Raw genomic sequence first — 22,493 nt, 5'->3', positions numbered from 1 at the left:
GAATTGTATAAAATATTGACTTGACAAATTGCCTATGATAACATAATAAAATGCAAAATTATTATTTTGTGGTAGTATGCCCATTTGTATGCAGTTCCAATTTGGTGGGTATACTTGCCATGGATAAGTTTAGTTTAACCGAAAATGAGGTCAAAGAAAAGTCTCGTTTTCTTTTTGTCTTTGGAAATCATACACTAAATTGATGATTTTGCAAAGACCTATTATCGCTTTAATGAGGGGTGAATAAGTTGACGGGTCAACTAGTTCAGTACGGACAACACCGCCAGCGTAGAAGCTTTGCGCGTATTAAAGAGGTGCTGGAGCTTCCGAATTTAATCGAAATCCAAACAGCATCTTACGAGTGGTTCCTTGAAGAAGGATTGCGTGAAATGTTCCGTGACATTTCGCCGATCGAAGATTTTACTGGTAATCTTTCGCTTGAATTCATCGATTATACTTTAGGTGAACCTAAGTATGATGTAGATGAGTGTAAAGAGCGAGACGTAACTTATGCAGCACCATTACGAGTAAAGGTGCGCCTGCATAACAAAGAAACAGATGAGGTAAAAGAGCAAGATGTGTTCATGGGAGATTTCCCGTTAATGACAGAAGTAGGTACTTTCGTTATTAATGGGGCAGAACGTGTAATTGTATCCCAGTTAGTACGTTCACCAAGTGTATACTTCCACGATAAAACAGATAAAAATGGTAAAAAAGGCTTCGGTGCAACGGTTATTCCAAACCGTGGAGCATGGCTTGAGTATGAAACGGATGCAAAAGATGTTGTCTATGTACGTATTGATCGTACACGTAAACTTCCTGCAACGGTTCTACTACGTGCTTTAGGTTTTGGTTCAGACCAAGAGATTATCGATATTTTAGGTGATAACGAATATTTACGTAATACCCTAGAAAAAGATAATACTGACAGCACTGAAAAAGCATTATTAGAAATTTATGAGCGTCTACGTCCAGGTGAGCCACCTACAGTAGATAGCGCGAAAAGTTTATTATATTCCCGTTTCTTCGATGCTAAACGTTATGATTTAGCGAATGTTGGACGTTATAAAATGAATAAAAAGCTTCACATCAAAAACCGTTTATTTAACCAAACGGTTGCAGAAACTCTTGTAGATCCAGAGACAGGTGAAATTCTTGTTGAAAAAGGTACGGTATTAGATCGTCGTAACTTGGATCGTTTAATTCCTTATTTGGAAAACGGTATTGGATTCCGCACGTTATCACAAGTTGGTGGCGTACTAGAAGAAGATATAACTGTACAATCCATTAAGATTTTTGCACCAAATGATGAAGCACAAAAAGAAATTAATGTTATTTCAAATGCTTATGTAGATGAAGAAGTGAAGAATTTAGCTCCTGCGGATATTCTTGCTTCAATGTCTTATTTCTTTAACCTACTACATGGCATTGGAAACACTGATGATATCGATCATTTAGGTAACCGTCGCTTACGTTCTGTAGGTGAATTGTTACAAAACCAATTCCGTATCGGTTTATCCCGTATGGAACGTGTTGTTCGTGAACGTATGTCAATCAACGACACTGCTTCAATCGTTCCACAACAACTTATTAATATTCGTCCTGTAATTGCGTCTATTAAAGAGTTCTTTGGTAGCTCTCAATTATCACAATTCATGGACCAAACAAATCCTTTAGCAGAGTTAACACATAAACGACGTCTTTCTGCGTTAGGACCTGGTGGTTTAACGAGAGAACGTGCTGGTATGGAAGTACGTGACGTTCACTACTCTCACTATGGTCGTATGTGTCCAATTGAAACTCCAGAGGGACCGAATATCGGGTTAATTAACTCACTTTCATCATATGCAAAAGTAAATAAATTTGGTTTCATTGAAACGCCATATCGTCGAGTAGATCCTGAAACTGGTAAAGTTACAGCGCGAATTGACTATTTAACTGCTGATGAAGAAGATAACTATATTGTTGCTCAAGCAAACTCACCATTAGATCCAGATGGAGCATTTACTAATGAAGAAGTATTAGGACGTTTCCGTGGTGACAACACAGTATTTAAAAGAGACCGTGTTGACTATATGGATGTTTCTCCAAAACAAGTAGTATCAGCTGCGACAGCATGTATACCTTTCTTGGAAAATGACGACTCAAACCGTGCGTTAATGGGTGCGAACATGCAACGTCAAGCGGTTCCATTATTAAACCCTGAAGCTCCATTTGTTGGAACGGGTATGGAACATGTAGATGCTCGTGACTCAGGTGCTGCAGTAGTTTGTAAACACAATGGAATTGTTGAACATGTAGAAGCGCGTTCAATTCATGTTCGTCGTATCGAAGAAATCGATGGTAAAGAGGTAAAAGGTGAATTAGTAAAATATAAGCTTCAAAAATTTACTCGTTCAAACCATGGTACTTCTATTAACCAACGTCCAATTGTAAAGGTTGGCGATCGCGTTAAACCTCTTGACATTTTAGCTGATGGACCATCTATGGAATTAGGCGAACTTGCTCTAGGTCGTAACGTACTTGTTGCTTTCATGACTTGGGAAGGATTTAACTATGAAGATGCCGTTATTATGAATGAAAGACTTGTTCGTGATGACGTTTATACTTCTGTTCATATTGAAGAATATGAATCTGAGTCTCGTGATACAAAATTAGGGCCAGAAGAAATTACACGTGATATTCCAAACGTTGGTGAAGATGCACTACGTAACTTGGATGATCGTGGTATTATCCGAATTGGTGCTGAAGTTCGTGATGGTGATATTCTTGTAGGTAAAGTAACACCTAAAGGGGTTACAGAGTTAACAGCTGAAGAACGATTATTACATGCAATCTTTGGTGAGAAAGCACGTGAAGTTCGAGATACTTCATTACGTGTACCTCACGGTGCAGGTGGTATCGTACTTGATGTTAAAGTCTTTAACCGTGAAGACGGTGACGAATTACCACCAGGTGTTAACCAGTTAGTTCGTGTTTATATTGTTCAAAAACGTAAAATTCGCGTAGGGGACAAAATGGCCGGACGTCACGGTAACAAAGGGGTAATCTCAAGAATTTTACCTGAAGAAGATATGCCGTTTATGCCAGACGGAACTCCAGTAGATATCATGTTAAACCCACTTGGGGTACCATCTCGTATGAACATCGGACAAGTTTTAGAGCTTCACTTAGGTATGGCTGCCCGTTACTTAGGTGTTCATATGGCCTCGCCGGTATTTGACGGAGCAAACGAAGAAGATGTTTGGGAGACAATGGAAGAAGCTGGTATGAACCGTGACGGTAAAACAATCCTGTATGATGGACGTTCTGGTGAACCATTTGATAACCGTGTATCTGTAGGGATCATGTATATGATTAAACTTGCACACATGGTTGATGATAAGTTACATGCTCGTTCAACAGGACCTTACTCACTTGTTACGCAACAGCCACTTGGTGGTAAAGCGCAATTTGGTGGGCAACGTTTCGGAGAGATGGAGGTTTGGGCATTAGAGGCATACGGTGCTGCTTATACACTTCAAGAAATTTTAACAATTAAATCGGATGACGTTGTTGGACGTGTTAAAACTTACGAAGCGATTGTTAAAGGTGAAAGTGTTCCAGAACCAGGTGTTCCTGAATCCTTCAAAGTATTAATTAAAGAACTTCAATCTTTAGGTTTAGATGTGAAAATGTTAACTGTGAACGATGAAGAAGTTGAACTTCGTGATCTTGATGATGAAGAAGACCTTCAACCAGCGGATGCGCTAAATATTTTACCGCCTAACGATAAAGAAGAAGATAAAGTAGAATCATTTGAATAAAAATAGTATGCATCAGGCGTAAAATTTGCCTGATGCAACTAACATTTTTGTTTATATAGAGCAAAAGAATACATTTTGCAATCGATGTCGAGCTTCGAAAAGAGAGTCAAAGGACTTATACTAAAGGGAGGTAGGCTCCTTGATAGACGTTAATGAATTTGAATATATGAAAATCGGTTTAGCTTCACCAGATAAAATCCGTTCATGGTCTTATGGGGAAGTTAAAAAGCCAGAAACGATTAACTATCGTACGCTAAAACCAGAAAAGGATGGACTTTTCTGTGAACGTATTTTCGGACCAACGAAAGATTGGGAATGTCATTGCGGAAAATACAAGCGTGTTCGCTATAAAGGTGTTGTTTGTGACCGTTGTGGTGTTGAAGTAACTAGAGCAAAAGTACGTCGCGAACGTATGGGTCATATTGAATTAGCTGCGCCAGTTTCACATATTTGGTACTTCAAAGGGATTCCAAGCCGTATGGGCTTAATATTAGATATGTCACCTCGTGCCTTAGAGGAAGTAATTTACTTTGCTTCTTATGTAGTAATCGATCCTGCAGGTACTAGTTTAGAAAAGAAACAACTACTATCTGAAAAAGAGTATCGTGCATACCGTGAAAAATTCGGTAACAGTTTCGAAGCTGCAATGGGTGCTGAAGCGATTAAAAAACTTCTAGAACTAATTGATTTAGAAGATGAAACATCTTTATTAAAAGAAGAATTGAAGACGGCGCAAGGGCAACGTCGTACACGTGCGATTAAACGTCTTGAGGTAATTGAATCATTCCGTAATTCTGGAAACAAACCAGAGTGGATGATTTTAGATGTTTTACCAGTAATTCCACCTGAGCTTCGTCCAATGGTGCAATTAGATGGTGGTCGTTTTGCAACATCTGACTTAAACGATTTATATCGTCGTGTAATTAACCGTAACAATCGTTTAAAACGTCTTCTGGATCTTGGTGCTCCAAGCATCATCGTTCAAAACGAAAAACGTATGCTTCAAGAAGCAGTTGATGCGTTAATCGACAATGGCCGTCGTGGTCGCCCAGTGACTGGACCAGGTAACCGTCCTTTAAAATCACTTTCTCATATGTTAAAAGGGAAACAAGGTCGTTTCCGTCAAAACTTACTTGGTAAACGAGTAGACTATTCAGGTCGTTCCGTTATCGTAGTAGGACCAAACTTAAAAATGTATCAATGTGGTCTTCCAAAAGAAATGGCTATCGAATTATTCAAGCCTTTCGTTATGAAAGAACTAGTTGAGCGTGGTTTAGCTCATAACATTAAAAGCGCTAAACGAAAAATCGAACGTCTACACAACGAAGTTTGGGATGTGTTAGAAGATGTCATTCGTGAGCACCCAGTTTTACTAAACCGTGCACCGACATTACACCGACTTGGTATTCAAGCGTTCGAACCAACATTAGTTGAAGGTCGTGCAATTCGTCTTCACCCTCTAGTATGTACAGCTTATAACGCTGACTTCGATGGTGACCAAATGGCGGTTCACGTACCACTTTCTGCAGAAGCTCAAGCTGAAGCGAGACTATTAATGTTAGCTGCACAAAACATCCTTAACCCTAAAGATGGAAAACCGGTTGTTACACCTTCACAAGATATGGTATTAGGAAACTATTACTTAACTCTAGAACGTGAAGGGGCACGCGGTGAAGGTGCTGTCTTCTATGGACCAAACGAAGTGTTAATTGCATATCAAACTGGTCATGTACATTTACACACTCGTATTGCAGTTAAGGCTAGTTCATTAAACAACCAAACATTTACTGAAGAACAAAATCAAATGTTCTTAATTACTACTGTTGGTAAGGTAATTTTCAACGAAATTCTTCCTGAAACATTCCCTTATATCAATGAGCCAACAGAATACAATCTAGAGCAAAGAACTCCAGATAAATATTTCACTAACTTAAGAATTGAAGATGAGTTATTAAAAGAAGTGGAAGCAAGCGAAGGATACAGTGCATTATCTGAACAAGAAAAAATCACTGTTCAACGTCAAACTGTGTTGAAAAAACACTTTGATGATGCTCCATTAATTAACCCATTCCGTAAAAAATTCTTAGGTAGTATCATTGCGGAAGTGTTCAAGCGTTTCCACATTACAGAAACGTCTAAAATGCTTGACCGTATGAAGGACTTAGGATTTAAATACTCAACAAAAGCAGGTATCACTGTAGGTGTATCTGATATCGTGGTATTACCGAATAAAGGTGAAATCCTAGAAGAAGCGCAGAAAAAAGTTGATAAAGTAACTGTACAATTCCGTCGAGGTCTGATTACTGAAGAAGAACGTTACGACCGAGTAATCTCTAGCTGGTCAGCAGCAAAAGATGAAATCCAGTCTAAACTTATGGGCTCTTTACCAAAAACAAACCCAATCTTCATGATGAGTGACTCTGGTGCCCGTGGTAACGCATCTAACTTTACTCAGCTTGCTGGTATGCGTGGTCTTATGGCCAACCCGGCTGGTCGTATTATCGAACTTCCAATCAAATCTTCATTCCGTGAAGGTTTAACGGTATTGGAATACTTCATCTCGACGCATGGTGCTCGTAAAGGTCTTGCCGATACAGCATTAAAAACAGCTGACTCTGGTTACTTAACTCGTCGTTTAGTAGACGTTGCACAAGATGTTATCGTTCGTGAAGACGATTGTGGAACAGACCGTGGATTAACTATCGGCGCATTAAGAGAAGGATCTGAAATTATTGAAGGTCTTGATGAGCGTATTGAGGGCCGTCATGCGAAGAAAACGATTTACCATCCTGAAACAGGTGAGGTAATCGTTGAACGCAATGCGTTAATTACACAAGATGTTACTCGTGTAATTATAGATGCTGGTATTGAAGAAGTGACAATTCGTTCTGCATTCACATGTAACACAAAACATGGTGTATGTAAAAAATGTTATGGTATCAACTTAGCAACAGGTGAAGAAGTCGAAGTAGGAGAAGCAGTAGGTATTATTGCAGCTCAATCGATTGGTGAACCTGGTACACAGTTAACAATGCGTACATTCCATACAGGTGGGGTTGCTGGTAACGATATTACACAAGGTCTTCCACGTATCCAAGAGATCTTTGAAGCTCGTAATCCTAAAGGGCAAGCAGTTATTTCAGAGATAAAAGGTAACGTTATTGAAATTGACGAAATTCGTGAAGGCTTAAAAGAAATAACAATTCAAGGCGAAATTGAAACGCGTAAATACCAAGCACCATATAACGCTCGTATAAAAGTTCAAATTGGTGAATTTGTGAACCCAGGTCAAATTCTGTCTGAAGGTTCAATTGATCCAAAACAACTCTTAAAAGTAAAAGATGTTGCTACAGTACAAGAGTATTTATTAAAAGAAGTACAAAAAGTTTACCGTATGCAAGGGGTAGAAATTGGAGACAAACATATTGAAGTAATGGTGCGTCAAATGCTTCGTAAAGTTCGCGTTATTGAAGCAGGAGACACAGATTTACTACCAGGTTCATTACTAGATATCCACCAATTTACTGAAGCAAACAAGGAAATAATTATTGCTGGTAAAGTACCTGCAACTTGCCGCCCAGTGATCCTTGGTATTACAAAAGCATCTCTTGAAACTGAGTCATTCTTATCTGCTGCGTCATTCCAAGAAACAACTCGTGTGTTAACAGACGCTGCTATTAAAGGTAAACGTGATGAGCTTCTTGGTCTGAAAGAGAATGTAATTATTGGTAAACTTGTTCCTGCTGGTACAGGTATGCAACGTTACCGTCAAATTAAAATCAAAGAAGATTCAGTAGATGCAATGGAAGAACTTACATCTGCTGAGTAATAAAATAGAATAAAATCATTCCAAGGAGAAACTTTCTCCTTGGAATTTAATCGCGGATAGTTAATTTAAGCTTTTATGGAAATCCGCATAAGAAAAACATCGATTTTCGCTATCATTGGCGAAAAATCGTGTTTTTCTAAAAAAACATTTGACAGTTTATTTTAGTAGTGATAATATACTTAAGGTTGATAGTTAACTGTCTGTACTTCGGAGGATATGCAAATGTCTTATGAAAAAGTCAAACAGGCTAGTAAAACAATCATAGGGACAAAACAAGCAATTAAAGCTATAAAAGCTAGCCAAGTAGAAGAACTTGTCGTTGCGCTTGATGCAGAAGCCCGAGTAACCGATCCAGTTATAATTCTTGCGAAAGAAATCGGTATACCGATCAATCTCGTTAAGTCAAAAAAAGAGCTTGGTAAAGCATGTGGTATCTCCGTAGATGCTGCAATTGTTGCAATTGCTCGTTAATAGTTTTTGTGTTTGATTCACAAAGACTTTGTTTTTTACCCAAAAAATGAACCACCTGGATATGTGGATTTACATGAAAGAATGAAGGGAGGAAAAACCGATGCCTACAATTAACCAATTAGTACGTAAGCCTCGTAAATCAAAAAGCACGAAATCAAATTCACCAGCGTTAAACAGAGGATATAACAGCTTTAAAAAATCTTTAACAGATGTTAAATCACCTCAAAAACGTGGAGTTTGTACTCGTGTTGGTACAATGACACCTAAAAAACCTAACTCAGCGTTACGTAAATATGCTCGTGTTCGTTTAACAAACCAAATCGAAGTTACTGCTTACATTCCTGGTGAAGGTCACAACTTACAAGAACACAGCGTAGTATTAATCCGCGGTGGACGTGTAAAAGACTTACCAGGGGTACGTTACCATATCGTTCGTGGTGCTCTTGATACTGCTGGTGTTAACGGCCGTATGCAATCTCGTTCTCTATATGGAACAAAACGTCCAAAAGAGAAAAAATAATTTAGTTTTCTAAAACAATTAGATAGCCTTGTTGGTTGATATACACGATTTTGAGTTCATATGAATCGTGCGCACGATTCAAAATCAATTGTAGAAAATACAACGGGCAACTTGAAATATATAAAAGAGATAATTTTCGAAAGGAGGAAAACACATGCCTCGTAAAGGTCCTGTTTCCAAACGTGACGTGTTACCAGATCCAATTTACAATTCAAAACTAGTAACTCGTTTAGTCAATAAAATGATGATTGATGGTAAAAGAGGTACTTCTGAAAAAATTCTATACGGTGCGTTCCAATTAGTGAAAGAACGTTCTGGTCAAGAACCATTAGAAGTATTCGAAGCAGCTTTAAACAACGTTATGCCAGTACTTGAAGTACGTGCTCGTCGTGTTGGTGGTTCTAACTACCAAGTACCAGTTGAAGTACGTCCAGAACGTCGTATTACTTTAGGTCTTCGTTATTTAGTTAACTATTCTCGTCTTCGTGGTGAAAAAACTATGGAAGAACGTTTAGCTAACGAAATTCTAGATGCATCTAATAACACTGGAGCTTCAGTTAAAAAACGTGAAGATATGCACAAAATGGCAGAAGCAAACAAAGCATTCGCTCACTACCGCTGGTAATTTAGACTATGTACTAGCTTCTTGCTAGTACTAGTTTAACATTGTTTTGTTTGACAAAATGATGTTAACAGCCTAAGCGCTTTTCAAAGATTTCGTAAAGAATGCAACTCGAGTAATCATTCTTTTGAAATATTGGATAAAATATGCTTAGGCATATTTACAATATAGTCTAAACCAAATTGGAAGGAGAAAATTTTCCTATGAAACGCGAATTTTCACTAGAGAATACACGTAATATTGGAATTATGGCCCATATTGATGCTGGTAAAACAACAACAACTGAGCGTATCCTTTATTACACAGGTAAAATCCATAAAATCGGCGAAACTCACGAAGGTGCCTCTCAAATGGACTGGATGGAGCAAGAGCAAGAACGTGGTATTACAATCACTTCTGCTGCGACAACAGCTCAATGGAAAGGACACCGTGTTAACATCATTGATACACCAGGACACGTAGACTTCACTGTTGAAGTTGAGCGTTCTTTACGTGTACTTGATGGTGCAGTAACAGTACTTGATGCTCAATCAGGTGTTGAGCCTCAAACAGAAACTGTATGGCGTCAAGCGACAACTTATGGAGTACCACGTATTGTATATGTAAATAAAATGGATAAAATCGGTGCAGACTTCCTATATTCAGTAGGAACACTACATGATCGTTTACAAGCAAATGCTCACCCAATTCAATTACCAATCGGTGCAGAAGATCAATTCTCAGGAATCATCGATTTAGTTGAAATGAAAGCTACTACTTATGGTAACGACCTTGGTACTGATATCACGGTTGGTGATATTCCAGAAGAATATAAAGCACAAGCTGAAGAATATCGTGAAAAATTGATTGAAGCTGTTGCAGAACTAGATGAAGAACTAATGGAGAAATACTTCGCAGGTGAAGAAATTACTCTAGAAGAGTTAAAAGCGGGTATCCGTAAAGCAACTCTTTCAGTTCAATTCTATCCTGTTGTTTGTGGAACTTCATTCAAAAACAAAGGTGTACAATTAATGCTTGATGCTGTAGTTGACTATCTACCAGCTCCAACTGACGTAGAAGCAATTAAAGGTATTGATGATGATGGTGAAGAAGTTGAAAAGCATGCAAACGATGAAGAACCATTTGCAGCACTTGCTTTCAAAGTTATGACTGACCCTTATGTTGGTAAATTAACATTCTTCCGTGTATACTCTGGTATTTTAGAATCAGGTTCATACGTACAAAACTCAACAAAAGGTAAACGTGAACGTGTAGGTCGAATCCTTCAAATGCACGCTAACTCTCGTGAAGAAATTTCAAAAGTATTCGCTGGAGATATCGCTGCTGCTGTAGGTCTTAAAGATACTACAACTGGTGACACACTTTGTGATGAGAAACACCATGTGATTTTAGAATCAATGGATTTCCCAGAACCAGTTATCTCTTTATCAGTTGAACCGAAATCGAAAGCTGACCAAGATAAAATGGGTCAAGCTTTACAAAAACTTCAAGAAGAAGATCCAACTTTCCGTGCACACACAGACCAAGAAACTGGTCAAACAATCATCTCTGGTATGGGTGAATTGCACCTTGATATCTTAGTTGATCGTATGAAACGTGAATTTAAAGTTGAATGTAACGTAGGTGCTCCTCAAGTTTCTTACCGTGAAACTTTCCGTGGTTCTGCGGCAGTTCAAGGTAAATTTACTCGTCAATCTGGTGGACGTGGTCAATATGGTGACGTTTGGATTGAGTTCTCTCCAAACGAAGAAGGTAAAGGATTTGAGTTCGAAAACGCAGTAGTCGGTGGGGTTGTTCCTCGTGAATACATTCCTGCAGTTGAAGCGGGTCTTCGTGACTCACTTGACCGCGGTGTAATCGCTGGTTATCCATTAATCGATATTAAAGCGAAATTATATGATGGTTCTTACCATGATGTTGACTCGAACGAAATGGCATTTAAAATTGCTGCTTCTATGGCACTTAAAGCTGCTGCATCAAAATGTAGTCCGGTTCTTTTAGAGCCAATCATGAAAGTAGAAGTTGTAGTTCCTGAAGAATATCTTGGTGATATCATGGGTAACATCACTTCTCGCCGCGGTCGTGTAGAAGGTATGGAAGCTCGTGGTAATGCACAAGTAGTTCGCGCTATGGTACCACTTGCTGAAATGTTCGGATATGCTACTACATTACGTTCAGCAACTCAAGGTCGTGGTGTATTCTCAATGGTGTTCGATCACTATGAAGATGTACCTAAATCAATTGCTGAAGAAATTATCAAAAAAAATAAAGGTGAATAATTAATATTTGAAATTTCACCTTGTATCAAGTATAAATAATTTGTAAGCTATGATTGTTTGGTGAGAATGACATTCTTGCCAAACAGTTGTAACATATAAAAAAACAATAAAACAGATTATAGGAGGCTTTCTCTAATGGCTAAAGAAAAATTTGACCGTTCGAAAACGCATGCTAACGTTGGTACAATCGGACACGTTGACCATGGTAAAACTACTTTAACTGCTGCAATCGCTACAGTTCTTTCTAAAAAAATGGGTGGTACTGCAAAATCTTATGCAGATATCGATAACGCTCCAGAAGAAAAAGAACGTGGTATCACAATCAATACTTCTCACGTAGAGTATGAAACTGAAACTCGTCACTATGCACACGTTGACTGCCCAGGACATGCTGACTATGTTAAAAACATGATCACTGGTGCTGCACAAATGGACGGCGGTATCTTAGTAGTTTCTGCTGCTGACGGCCCAATGCCACAAACTCGTGAGCACATCTTACTTTCTCGTCAAGTAGGTGTTCCTTACTTAGTAGTATTCATGAACAAATGTGATATGGTTGATGACGAAGAATTATTAGAATTAGTAGAGATGGAAATCCGTGACCTACTTTCTGAATACAACTTCCCTGGTGATGACATTCCTGTAATTAAAGGTTCAGCTCTTAAAGCTCTTGAAGGTGAACCAGAATGGGAAGAAAAAATCGTTGAGTTAATGGATGCTGTTGATAGCTATATCCCAACTCCAGAACGTCAAACTGACAAACCATTCATGATGCCAGTTGAGGACGTATTCTCTATTACTGGTCGTGGAACAGTTGCAACTGGTCGTGTTGAACGCGGTCAAGTTAAAGTTGGAGACGTAGTAGAAATTATCGGTCTTGCTGAAGAAGCTAAATCTACAACTGTAACTGGTGTAGAAATGTTCCGTAAATTATTAGACTATGCTGAAGCTGGAGACAACATCGGTGCATTATTACGTGGTGTTGCTCGTGAAGAAATCCAACGTGGACAAGTATTAGCTAAACCAGGTTCAATCACTCCACATACAAACTTCAAAGCTGAAGTTTACGTTTTATCAAAAGAAGAAGGTGGACGTCATACTCCATTCTTCTCTAACTACCGTCCTCAGTTCTACTTCCGTACAACTGACGTAACTGGTGTTATCAACTTACCAGAAGGCGTAGAAATGGTTATGCCTGGTGACAACATCGAAATGACTGTAGAACTAATCTCTCCAATCGCTCTTGAAGAAGGTACTAAATTCTCTATCCGTGAGGGTGGACGTACTGTAGGCGCTGGTGTAGTAGCTACTATCCAAAAATAATTAGCTTTTATTAGCTTTAAAACCAACTTTAAGGGACGCCTTAGAGTTGGTTTTTTTATTTTAAGATTTTTTACTATTCTTCTTTACATTATCTATTGGAAATACATGTTACAATGTAAACTAATGAGAGGTGAAAATCTGTGGATTTTAAAATTTTACTTATTGAAGATGATCCATCAATTTTTGAAACAATACAAGACAGATTTCAACAATGGACTTTTGAAGTTGTAGGTCCAATAGATTTTCAAAAAGTGATGGATTATTTTTTAGAGGAAAAACCTCATTTAGTCATTATTGATATTCAGCTTCCTGCATTTGATGGATTCCATTGGTGTCGAGAAATTAGAGCTTTTTCAAAAGTTCCTATTATCTTCTTATCATCTCGTGATCATCCAATGGATATGGTAATGGCAATGCAATTAGGTGCAGATGATTTTGTTCAAAAACCATTTCATATGGAAGTTCTTCTAGCAAAGGTGCAGGCATTACTTCGTCGTACATATGACTATTCAGATGAACAAACAGATATTGCTCGATGGAATAATGCTATCATTGATTACGCAAAAGGAACAATTAATCATCACAACCAATCAATTGAGCTAACTAAAAATGAACTTTTTATATTACGTGTACTTGTCCAGCAAGTGGACCATATAGTGTCAAGGGATGAGTTAATGAGGAAGTTGTGGGATGATGAACGATTTGTTAATGACAATACATTATCAGTGAATGTGAATCGATTAAGGATTAAACTTGAAGAGATTGGGCTTATTGATGTCATCGTAACTAAAAAAGGACTAGGATATATGGCAGTAACACAAAAGAGGTGACATATGATCTTATTATTTCTCAGGGAACGATGCGCATGGATTGTATTCTTTTTATCCTTACTTGTCGTCATCAATGGATTATTCTATCTTGATATAGGTTTAGCTGGGATATCAGTTGGATACTTTAATTTAATAATAATCATCTTGTTCGTAATGTTTTTGATTTGGCGCTATTTTAAAGAAACAACACAATTAAAAAATTTCCTAGGAAATATATTTGAAAATAATAATATTCCCGAAATAAATGGTGAACTATTATCACCATATCAAAGGAAGTATTTAGAACATATCGTAACAATCCTGCAAGCAAAGGATCTTAGATTAAATTCAATGAAAGTAAGAACGCAAGAGGATACAGAAGATGTTCTTGCTTGGATTCATGAAATGAAGACACCACTTACTGCAATGAAGCTAATGATTGAACAAGTTGATGATTATAGAATTAAGCAAAAAGTTGATAAGGAATGGGTACGTATAAATTATCTACTCGATCAACAGCTCCATAACACTAGATTAGATACTATTGAAAAAGATAACAGATTTGAAACAGTTACTTTAAAACCAATCGTCCATAAGGAAATAAAAGATTTTCAGTCGTGGTGTATGGAAAAAGGCTTAGGGTTTCAGATTGATGGTCTAGATTGTTGCGTAATAACAGATAAAAAGTGGCTTTCCTTTATCGTTAGGCAAATATTATCAAATGCAATAAAATACAGTTATGAAAATACAGATATCAATCTATATACTGAGATGGATGCTAAGGGTCACTTATTGCTTCATATTAAAGATCAAGGTATTGGAATACCGGACGAAGATTTACCACGAATCTTTCAAAAATCTTTTACTGGTACAGTAGGAAGAGAATCATTTCAATCTACCGGTATGGGACTGTACTTAGCAAATAATGCAGCAGAAAAATTAGGAATAACAATCTTTGTTAATTCAAAGGAAAATGTAGGTACGATTGTTACATTACAATTCCCAAATCAAAATGAATATCAACACATTCTCGGTAGATGACAAAATTGTCACCTACCGTTTTATTTTGTCATCTAAAACAAGGGAAGAAATTAATTGTTAACGATAAAATGAAAATAGTTAATAGAGAGGAGCATATTACATGGCTGTATTAATAGGAAGAAAAGTAAGGAAAACATATGGGAAAAAGTCAAACGCACATGAAGTGTTAAAAGGAATAGATTTAGAAGTAAATGAAGGAGAATTTGTAGGAATCATGGGACCTTCTGGATCCGGGAAGACAACGTTGCTAAACGTATTATGCTCTATTGACTTTCCAACAGAGGGTATTGTAGAAATTAACGGGCAAAATTTAAGAGGAATGAAAGAAAAAGCGTTAGCCAACTTTAGACGTGAACAACTAGGTTTCATCTTCCAAGATTACAACTTGCTTGATACTTTAACTGTTAAAGAAAACATTCTACTACCACTCTCTATCAGTAAACTACCTAAAGTTGCTGCTGAAAATCGTTTGAAAGAACTGGTAGGCTTATTAGGGATTACCGATATATTAAACAAATATCCAAGTGAAATATCAGGTGGTCAAAAGCAACGTACTTCTGCGGCACGAGCTTTAATCGCAAATCCAACATTAGTGTTTGCAGATGAGCCAACTGGGGCCCTAGATTCAAAGTCAGCAACTGCATTACTTACTAATTTAGAAAAAATAAATCAACAAAAGTCTGTAACTATCATGATGGTAACGCATGATTCAGTGGCAGCAAGTTTCTGTTCCAGAGTGCTATTTTTAAAAGACGGACAAATATATACAGAGTTATACCGAGGGGACAAATCACGAAATCAGTTTTTCCAACAAATATTAAATACCCAAAGTGTGCTGGGTGGTGACGGATATGACGCTTAGTAAGTTAGTACTCCGAAGTATGAGGAAAAATTTAAAGCATTATTATCTCTATTTCTTCGCTCTTATTTTTAGTGTTACACTATGTTTTTCTTTTACAACGTTATACACTAATCCATCCGTTATTGAAACATTAAAATCAAGCGGAACTGCAAGTACTGGATTTGAAGTTGCAAGTTATATACTTTATTTTATAGTGACGTTTTTTGTCTTATATGCAAATCATCTTTTCATGAAAAGACGAAGTAAAGAAATCGGTTTATATCAACTAATCGGGATGACGAAGGGGTTAGTAGTAAGGCTAATTGCTTTAGAAAATATCATATTATTTATCCTTGCTGTTGGTGTAGGGATGTTATTTGGCTATTTAAGCTCAAGGGTTTTTGCGATGATTCTTCTAAGATTAGTAGAACTAGAGGCAGTTGTAGATCTAACATTTTCATTTGAAGCATTAAGACAATCAATATTTGTATTTACTATTCTTTTAGTTGTAATTCTTCTTCAAATGATATGGATAATTCAAAGAGTATCGCTATTATCACTTTTTAATGCGTCAAAAAAAGCAGACGAGCGTATTAAGCCATTTGGTTTATTCCAAATGATTATGGGGATTATAGGCATTGCACTAATCATTTACGGTTATTATAAATCAACACAATTGTTTAATATTGCAGATGCAAATGCAGCGAGTAATCTCTTTTTAAATATGTTAATAATTTTAGTATCAACAATTTTTGGTACATTTTTATTTTTCCGTTACTCTGTAGCGTTCTTAATGAATCTGTTACGAATTAGAAAGAAAGGCCATTTAAATGTAGTCGATGTATTGGCTGTTTCGCCAATAATGCACAGAATGAAATCTAACGCAAAATCGTTAACATTAATTACAACATTAACGGCATTAGCGATAGGGATTACAAGTCTCTCGTACATTTCATATTATTCATCGGAAAATAATGCAAGACAGTCTTCACCGTACGATTATATGATTATTGACGATCAAGGTATTGAATTTCTTGATTTACTGACAGATGGAGGAATTGAGTTTGAAAAAGAATTCTACCAGATGTCTGAAGTAGAACTAAATATTGAGGAATTGATCAGTGATAATTTAAAGGATAGTCCTTTATTCACTAATGAAATGGAAACTAGCGTTATATCTATAAATGATTTCAATAAGAGGGTACCAAACGTTGATATTAATGAAGGTGAAGCGATATTGACTAGTTATGTGAATATACTGTCTGAAATTATGCCACTTCAGAAAGAGAAGAACTTAGTAGCAAAAACAGATGACTTAGAAGTGTCTTTATTTGTTACTGATATACGAAAAGATTTCTTATTATATAGTGCGGTAAATATGGGAGGGCCAGTTCTAGTTGTAACGGACGAATTGTTCGAAGATATTGCTGAAAGTGGATTAGTTAGAACTCAAATAGGAATAAATTTAACTGATAAAGATGATATTGAAAAGGCAGAGGCCATTTATAAAAGTTTAGCAGAAGTACGAGGAATTGAACTTGAGATAGTAGAAGGTCATCCTTTTATACACACTCCATCATCTTATGAAGAACTACGTAAACAAAACATAGCAACCTTTGGGATGACCATTTTCGTAACAGCCTTCTTAGGTTTAGCGTTCTTATTAACTACAGGAAGTATTTTATACTTTAAACAAATGGCAGAAGCTGAGGATGAAAAAGAGTCTTATACAACATTAAGAAAAATTGGTTTCTCTACATCACACCTTTTGAAAGGTATATATGCAAAACAACTGTTTAGTTTTTGTGTCCCGTTACTTATTGGATTATTCCATAGTTACTTTGCGGTGAAATCAGGGTGGTTTTTATTTGGTACAGAATTTGAGGCCCCTTTATTGATAATAATGAGTCTCTACATTTTGATGTATGCAGTATTTGCTGTGCTCTCGATTCAATATTATAAAAAGGTAGTTAGGAATTCACTATAAGATAGAAGAAAGTCGTTATAATTTCTCGAATTTAGGGAAAATTATAACGATTTTTATTTGCATTGACATTTATACTAGATGCGAATACACTTTAACACGTTAGTATATTAGTATTAGAAAGTATGGGGTTTAATCATGAATGCAGTTTTAATAGCAGTTTTCGTTATGTTAGTCTTAAGCTTATTACGTGTCAATGTTGTCCTATCTTTAGTAATTGGGGCTGTTGTAGGTGGGTTATCCGGCGGCATGACATTAATGGATACTATAGATGCTTTTCATAATGGCTTAGGTGGGGGAGCGCAAGTCGCTTTAAGCTATGGTCTACTTGGTGGGTTTGCTATAGCTATATCTAAAACCGGTATAACGGAATTACTAATAGATAGAATATTAAAGATTGTAAACGGAAATGGTCGTTCGCAAAAGAAAGGTTTAGTAAAAGCATTAGTCTTTCTGTTTTTACTTATGATGGCGATTTTTTCACAAAACCTAATACCAATACATATCGCCTTTATTCCGCTGTTAATACCACCAATTTTAAAGATATTAAATATGTTGGAAGTGGATCGTCGATTAATCGCATGTATTTTAACATTCGGATTAATTACACCTTATATCTTTCTACCATATGGGTTTGGTTTTATATATCAAGATATAATTGCGACACAAATGGGCCTTGCAGGGTTACCGATAGAAATTGGACAAATATCAAAAGCAATGGCTATACCGGTATTAGGGATGGTTGTAGGACTGATTTGTGCATTCTTCTACTTCCGTAAACCTCGGCAATATAAAGACATAGATATAATAGAGAAAAAGTTAGAAGTTACTATTAATAAGAGAAATATTTTGTTTACCGTTTTGTCATTACTTATTGCGGTAATAGTACAAGTTAATACAGATTCGATGATTATGGCTGCACTTGCTGGAATTCTTGTATTGTATATTACAGGTGCATTAAAGTGGACAGCAGCAGATGCGATTTTATCCGATGGTTTACGTATGATGGCCTTTATCGGATTTGTAATTATATCAGCTAATGGGTTTTCTGCCGTGATAAATGCAACCGGGCATGTGGAATTACTAGTGGAAGACACTTTGGATATGTTAAATGGTAATGTTAGTTTGGCGGTATTGCTGATGTTAATTATCGGGTTAGTTGTAACGATGGGAATTGGATCATCATTTGCAACAATCCCAATTATCGCAGCAATCTTTGTTCCATTATCGTTAGAGCTAGGGTTAAGTTCGTTAGCTATTATTGCTTTAATAGGTACAGCTGGTGCACTAGGTGATGCTGGTTCACCTGCATCGGACTCAACATTAGGACCAACGTCAGGATTAAATGCCGACGGACAACACAATCATATATGGGACACATGTGTACCAACATTTATATTCTATAATATCCCATTAGTTTTATTTGGATGGATCGCAATTACGTTTATATTATAGAAAAAGAACAAGACAACAAATAAGAGTAGCTTCTAAAATGAGGCTACTTTTTATGTTTAGAACCAATTGATTAAATTACCAGTATAAAATGTTATTAAAACAATTGATAACTGTAGGTAATTTATATATACTGTAAAAGGTCTTAAAAATCATACAGACAGCTACAAACATCCAGCAATAACAATATTAAATAGTTTTAGCAAAAAACACTTGCTTATTCTTTTTTTATTATGTATAATGTTGAATGTTGGTCTTTGACTGCGATGAAGCGGGAGGTTGCCGACACACCCGGCCGCTTTGCCATGGCGGATGTGTGGGAAATTTCCGTGGAGAATGTCTAGAAAATAGGCGAGAAGGAGGGAAAATAATGGCAAAACAAAAGATTCGTATCCGTTTAAAAGCGTATGATCACCGTGTTTTAGATCAATCAGCTGAGAAAATTGTGGAAACTGCTAAACGTTCAGGTGCAAGTGTATCAGGTCCGATCCCGTTACCAACTGAGAAGTCTGTGTACACAATTCTTCGTGCGGTTCACAAGTACAAAGATTCTCGTGAACAATTCGAAATGCGTACGCATAAACGTTTGATCGACATCATTAACCCAACACCACAAACTGTTGATGCGTTAATGAAACTTGACTTACCATCTGGCGTTGATATTGAAATCAAACTTTAATGGTAAAAACAAATAGAAACTTTTAAATATCACAGGAGGTGTGACAAATGACTAAAGGAATCTTAGGTAGAAAAATTGGTATGACTCAAGTTTTCGCAGAAAACGGAGATTTAATCCCAGTAACAGTTATCGAAGCTGCTCCAAACGTAGTGCTTCAAAAGAAAACTGTTGAAACTGATGGCTACGAAGCAGTCCAAGTTGGTTTTGAAGACAAACGCGTTAAGCTTTCAAACAAACCACAACAAGGTCATGTAGCAAAAGCGAATACTGCTCCTAAGCGCTTCATTCGTGAATTCCGTAACGTAAACGTTGCAGAATACGAAGTTGGTCAGGAAGTCAAAGTAGAAATTTTCGCTGAAGGCGAAGTAGTAGACGTAACAGGCGTAACTAAAGGGAAAGGTTTCCAAGGCGCAATTAAACGCCACGGACAATCTCGTGGACCTATGTCTCACGGTTCTCGTTACCACCGTCGTGTTGGTTCTATGGGTCCGGTTGCTCCAAACCGCGTATTCAAACAAAAGAAATTACCTGGTCAAATGGGTGGTAATGTAGTTACAATCCAAAACTTAGAAATTGTTAAAGTTGATGCAGATCGTAACTTACTACTTGTTAAAGGTAATGTTCCTGGTTCTAAAAAAGCATTAGTTACAGTGAAATCAGCTGTAAAATCTAAATAATTTCTCGAAGAAAGGAGGAAACAGGAATGACAAAAGTATCTGTACTTAGTCAAACAGGTGCTTCAGTTGGTGAAATCGAATTAAACGATGCGATTTTCGGAATCGAGCCAAATGAAGCGGTATTATTCGACGCAGTAGTTGCTCAACGTGCTTCTCTACGTCAAGGTAATCACAAAGTGAAAAACCGTTCAGAAGTTGCTGGTGGTGGACGTAAACCATGGCGCCAAAAAGGAACTGGTCGTGCTCGTCAAGGATCTATCCGCTCTCCACAATGGCGTGGTGGTGGTATCGTATTCGGACCAACTCCAAGAAGCTATGCTTACAAATTACCGAAGAAAGTTCGTCGCTTAGCTCTTAAATCTGCTTTATCAGCTAAAGTTGTAGAACAAAACTTCCTTGTTCTTGATGCATTACAATTAGATGCACCAAAAACAAAAGACTTCAAAGCAATCTTAGGTAACTTAAACATTGCTAAAAAAGCATTATTTGTTACTGCTGAATTAGATGAAAACGTAGCATTATCTGCTCGTAATATCCCTGGTGTAACTGTTTTAACAGCTTCTGGTATCAACGTTCTTGACCTTGTAGGTCACGAAAAAGTTGTATTCACAAAAGCTGCAGTAGAAAAAGTTGAGGAGGTGCTTGGATAATGGAAGCACGTGATATTTTAAAACGTCCGGTCATTACTGAGCGTTCTTCTGAGCTTATGGCTGAGAAAAAATATACTTTCGAAGTTGATGTTCGTGCGAACAAAACGGAAGTAAAAAGCGCTGTAGAAGAAATCTTTGGAGTAAAAGTTGAGAAAGTAAACATCATGAACTACAAAGGTAAATTCAAACGCGTAGGTAAATTCGGTGGTTACACAAACAAACGTCGTAAAGCGATCGTTAAATTAACTGCTGATTCTAACGAAATCGAAATTTTTTAATTCATAAATAGAGATTTCATAAGAACAGACATGAACAATTAAGAAGGAGGGAAAACACATGGCGATTAAAAAGTATAAACCAACCTCAAATGGTCGTCGTAATATGACGGCATCTGACTTTGCGGAAATTACAGCATCTAAACCAGAGAAATCGTTACTTGCTCCTAAAAAACGCAAAGCTGGTCGTAACAACCAGGGTAAAATTACTGTTCGTCATAATGGTGGTGGTCACAAACGTCAATACCGTATTATTGACTTTAAACGTGTGAAAGATGGCATTCCTGGACGCGTTGCTACTATCGAATATGATCCAAACCGCTCAGCTAACATTGCATTAATTAATTACGCTGATGGTGAAAAAACATACATCTTAGCTCCAAAAGGATTAGAAGTTGGTCAAACAATCGTTTCTGGTCCAGAAGCTGATATTAAAGTAGGTAATGCATTACCACTTTCTAACATTCCAATGGGTACTACAATCCATAACATCGAGTTAAAACCTGGTAAAGGCGGACAATTAGTACGTTCAGCTGGTACTTCTGCGCAAGTACTTGGTCGTGAAGGTAAATATGTAATCGTTCGTTTACAATCTGGTGAAGTACGTTTAGTATTAGCTACTTGCCGTGCAACAATCGGTCAAGTTGGTAATGAACAACACGAACTTATCCACATTGGTAAAGCAGGTCGTACTCGTTGGTTAGGTAAACGCCCAACTGTACGTGGATCTGTAATGAACCCTAATGATCACCCACACGGTGGTGGTGAAGGACGTTCACCAATCGGACGTAAATCTCCAATGACACCTTGGGGTAAACCGGCTCTTGGCCTTAAAACTCGTAAGAAAAAGAATAAAACTAATAAGTTAATTATTCGTGGTCGTAAAAAATAAAGTGATGGAGCTACGGTTCGCTAGTCGTACCGTGGTGATGTCACGGAGGGAGGTTCCTAAATGGGTCGCAGCTTGAAAAAAGGACCTTTTGTCGATGATCATTTAATGAAAAAGGTCGAAGCACAAGAAGGTTCAGAGAAAAAACAAGTAATTAAAACTTGGTCTCGCCGTTCTACTATCTTCCCAAACTTCATTGGGTTAACAATTGCTGTATATGACGGACGTAAACATGTTCCTGTATACGTAACTGAAGATATGGTAGGTCACAAATTAGGCGAGTTCGCACCAACTCGTACTTACAAAGGTCACGGTGCGGATGACAAGAAAACAAGACGCTAATTTT

General features: G+C 37.2%; 18 protein-coding genes. All 18 read left to right on the top strand.

Features of this window, described 5'->3' with window-relative positions:
* Positions 1–239: 239 nt before the first annotated feature.
* The 18 genes from rpoB (at position 240) to rpsS (ending at position 22,489) form a co-directional block, all read left to right on the top strand.
* Positions 240–3,806 carry a DNA-directed RNA polymerase subunit beta gene (gene rpoB / locus CD29_RS04115; protein ID WP_197061734.1) on the top strand — a complete coding sequence of 1,189 codons (3,567 nt, stop codon included), beginning with the start codon at positions 240–242 and terminating at the stop codon, positions 3,804–3,806.
* 139 nt (positions 3,807–3,945) lie between these two features.
* Positions 3,946–7,635 carry a DNA-directed RNA polymerase subunit beta' gene (gene rpoC, locus CD29_RS04110; RefSeq protein ID WP_036183185.1) on the top strand — a complete coding sequence of 1,230 codons (3,690 nt, stop codon included), beginning with the start codon at positions 3,946–3,948 and terminating at the stop codon, positions 7,633–7,635.
* 222 nt (positions 7,636–7,857) lie between these two features.
* On the top strand, positions 7,858–8,106 hold the full coding sequence (locus CD29_RS04105; protein ID WP_036183181.1) for a ribosomal L7Ae/L30e/S12e/Gadd45 family protein: 249 nt from the start codon (positions 7,858–7,860) through the stop codon (positions 8,104–8,106).
* Positions 8,107–8,206: 100 nt separating this feature from the next.
* Positions 8,207–8,626 (top strand): 30S ribosomal protein S12, encoded by a 420-nt coding sequence (gene rpsL / locus CD29_RS04100; RefSeq protein ID WP_036183178.1) that lies wholly within the window; start codon positions 8,207–8,209, stop codon positions 8,624–8,626.
* Between the two features lie 154 nt (positions 8,627–8,780).
* Positions 8,781–9,251 (top strand): 30S ribosomal protein S7, encoded by a 471-nt coding sequence (gene rpsG, locus CD29_RS04095; RefSeq protein WP_036183176.1) that lies wholly within the window; start codon positions 8,781–8,783, stop codon positions 9,249–9,251.
* A gap of 200 nt (positions 9,252–9,451) precedes the next feature.
* Complete coding sequence (gene fusA, locus CD29_RS04090; RefSeq protein ID WP_036183174.1) at positions 9,452–11,527, top strand: elongation factor G; 2,076 nt, start codon at positions 9,452–9,454, stop codon at positions 11,525–11,527.
* Positions 11,528–11,662: 135 nt separating this feature from the next.
* A complete protein-coding gene (tuf, locus tag CD29_RS04085) occupies positions 11,663–12,850 on the top strand; it encodes an elongation factor Tu (protein WP_036183171.1) in 1,188 nt (395 codons plus the stop codon).
* A gap of 140 nt (positions 12,851–12,990) precedes the next feature.
* The gene (locus CD29_RS04080; protein ID WP_036183169.1) at positions 12,991–13,680 is read left to right on the top strand and encodes a response regulator transcription factor; all 690 of its coding nucleotides are present in this window, start codon (positions 12,991–12,993) and stop codon (positions 13,678–13,680) included.
* 3 nt (positions 13,681–13,683) lie between these two features.
* Positions 13,684–14,700: a sensor histidine kinase gene (locus CD29_RS04075; protein WP_036183168.1), complete on the top strand. Its 1,017-nt coding sequence runs from the start codon at positions 13,684–13,686 to the stop codon at positions 14,698–14,700.
* A 100-nt stretch (positions 14,701–14,800) separates the two neighbouring features.
* Positions 14,801–15,562, top strand: coding sequence for an ABC transporter ATP-binding protein (locus tag CD29_RS04070; RefSeq protein WP_036183166.1), 762 nt, complete (start codon positions 14,801–14,803; stop codon positions 15,560–15,562).
* A 19-nt stretch (positions 15,563–15,581) separates the two neighbouring features.
* Positions 15,582–17,528, top strand: a complete 1,947-nt coding sequence (locus CD29_RS04065; protein ID WP_235801772.1) for an FtsX-like permease family protein — start codon at positions 15,582–15,584, stop codon at positions 17,526–17,528.
* 135 nt (positions 17,529–17,663) lie between these two features.
* Positions 17,664–18,980: a Na+/H+ antiporter family protein gene (locus CD29_RS04060; RefSeq protein WP_036183160.1), complete on the top strand. Its 1,317-nt coding sequence runs from the start codon at positions 17,664–17,666 to the stop codon at positions 18,978–18,980.
* Positions 18,981–19,347: 367 nt separating this feature from the next.
* Positions 19,348–19,656 (top strand): 30S ribosomal protein S10, encoded by a 309-nt coding sequence (gene rpsJ, locus CD29_RS04055; protein ID WP_036172433.1) that lies wholly within the window; start codon positions 19,348–19,350, stop codon positions 19,654–19,656.
* Positions 19,657–19,703: 47 nt separating this feature from the next.
* On the top strand, positions 19,704–20,333 hold the full coding sequence (gene rplC, locus CD29_RS04050; protein WP_036183158.1) for a 50S ribosomal protein L3: 630 nt from the start codon (positions 19,704–19,706) through the stop codon (positions 20,331–20,333).
* Positions 20,334–20,359: 26 nt separating this feature from the next.
* Complete coding sequence (gene rplD, locus CD29_RS04045) at positions 20,360–20,983, top strand: 50S ribosomal protein L4 (protein WP_036183156.1); 624 nt, start codon at positions 20,360–20,362, stop codon at positions 20,981–20,983.
* On the top strand, positions 20,983–21,261 hold the full coding sequence (gene rplW, locus CD29_RS04040; protein ID WP_036183153.1) for a 50S ribosomal protein L23: 279 nt from the start codon (positions 20,983–20,985) through the stop codon (positions 21,259–21,261). Before rplD ends, rplW begins: the two co-directional genes overlap by 1 nt.
* 58 nt (positions 21,262–21,319) lie before the next feature.
* Positions 21,320–22,150, top strand: a complete 831-nt coding sequence (rplB, locus tag CD29_RS04035) for a 50S ribosomal protein L2 (RefSeq protein ID WP_036183151.1) — start codon at positions 21,320–21,322, stop codon at positions 22,148–22,150.
* Positions 22,151–22,210: 60 nt separating this feature from the next.
* Positions 22,211–22,489, top strand: a complete 279-nt coding sequence (gene rpsS / locus CD29_RS04030; RefSeq protein WP_036183148.1) for a 30S ribosomal protein S19 — start codon at positions 22,211–22,213, stop codon at positions 22,487–22,489.
* Positions 22,490–22,493 lie beyond the last annotated feature (4 nt).

The organism is Ureibacillus manganicus DSM 26584, assembly GCF_000772945.1.
Taxonomy (GTDB): domain Bacteria; phylum Bacillota; class Bacilli; order Bacillales_A; family Planococcaceae; genus Ureibacillus; species Ureibacillus manganicus.
Note: the sequence above shows the minus strand (reverse complement) of the source record. Positions and strands in the feature narration are given on the sequence as shown.

Excerpts from the sequence above, each read along its gene's own strand:
- CD29_RS04105 (WP_036183181.1), top strand. The coding sequence starts at position 7,858 with ATGTCTTATGAAAAAGTCAAACAGGCTAGTAAAACAATCATAGGGACA.
- rpsL (WP_036183178.1), top strand. The coding sequence starts at position 8,207 with ATGCCTACAATTAACCAATTAGTACGTAAGCCTCGTAAATCAAAAAGC.
- rpsG (WP_036183176.1), top strand. The coding sequence starts at position 8,781 with ATGCCTCGTAAAGGTCCTGTTTCCAAACGTGACGTGTTACCAGATCCA.
- fusA (WP_036183174.1), top strand. The coding sequence starts at position 9,452 with ATGAAACGCGAATTTTCACTAGAGAATACACGTAATATTGGAATTATG.
- tuf (WP_036183171.1), top strand. The coding sequence starts at position 11,663 with ATGGCTAAAGAAAAATTTGACCGTTCGAAAACGCATGCTAACGTTGGT.
- CD29_RS04075 (WP_036183168.1), top strand. The coding sequence starts at position 13,684 with ATGATCTTATTATTTCTCAGGGAACGATGCGCATGGATTGTATTCTTT.
- CD29_RS04070 (WP_036183166.1), top strand. The coding sequence starts at position 14,801 with ATGGCTGTATTAATAGGAAGAAAAGTAAGGAAAACATATGGGAAAAAG.
- CD29_RS04065 (WP_235801772.1), top strand. The coding sequence starts at position 15,582 with ATGAGGAAAAATTTAAAGCATTATTATCTCTATTTCTTCGCTCTTATT.
- CD29_RS04060 (WP_036183160.1), top strand. The coding sequence starts at position 17,664 with ATGAATGCAGTTTTAATAGCAGTTTTCGTTATGTTAGTCTTAAGCTTA.
- rpsJ (WP_036172433.1), top strand. The coding sequence starts at position 19,348 with ATGGCAAAACAAAAGATTCGTATCCGTTTAAAAGCGTATGATCACCGT.
- rplC (WP_036183158.1), top strand. The coding sequence starts at position 19,704 with ATGACTAAAGGAATCTTAGGTAGAAAAATTGGTATGACTCAAGTTTTC.
- rplD (WP_036183156.1), top strand. The coding sequence starts at position 20,360 with ATGACAAAAGTATCTGTACTTAGTCAAACAGGTGCTTCAGTTGGTGAA.
- rplW (WP_036183153.1), top strand. The coding sequence starts at position 20,983 with ATGGAAGCACGTGATATTTTAAAACGTCCGGTCATTACTGAGCGTTCT.
- rplB (WP_036183151.1), top strand. The coding sequence starts at position 21,320 with ATGGCGATTAAAAAGTATAAACCAACCTCAAATGGTCGTCGTAATATG.
- rpsS (WP_036183148.1), top strand. The coding sequence starts at position 22,211 with ATGGGTCGCAGCTTGAAAAAAGGACCTTTTGTCGATGATCATTTAATG.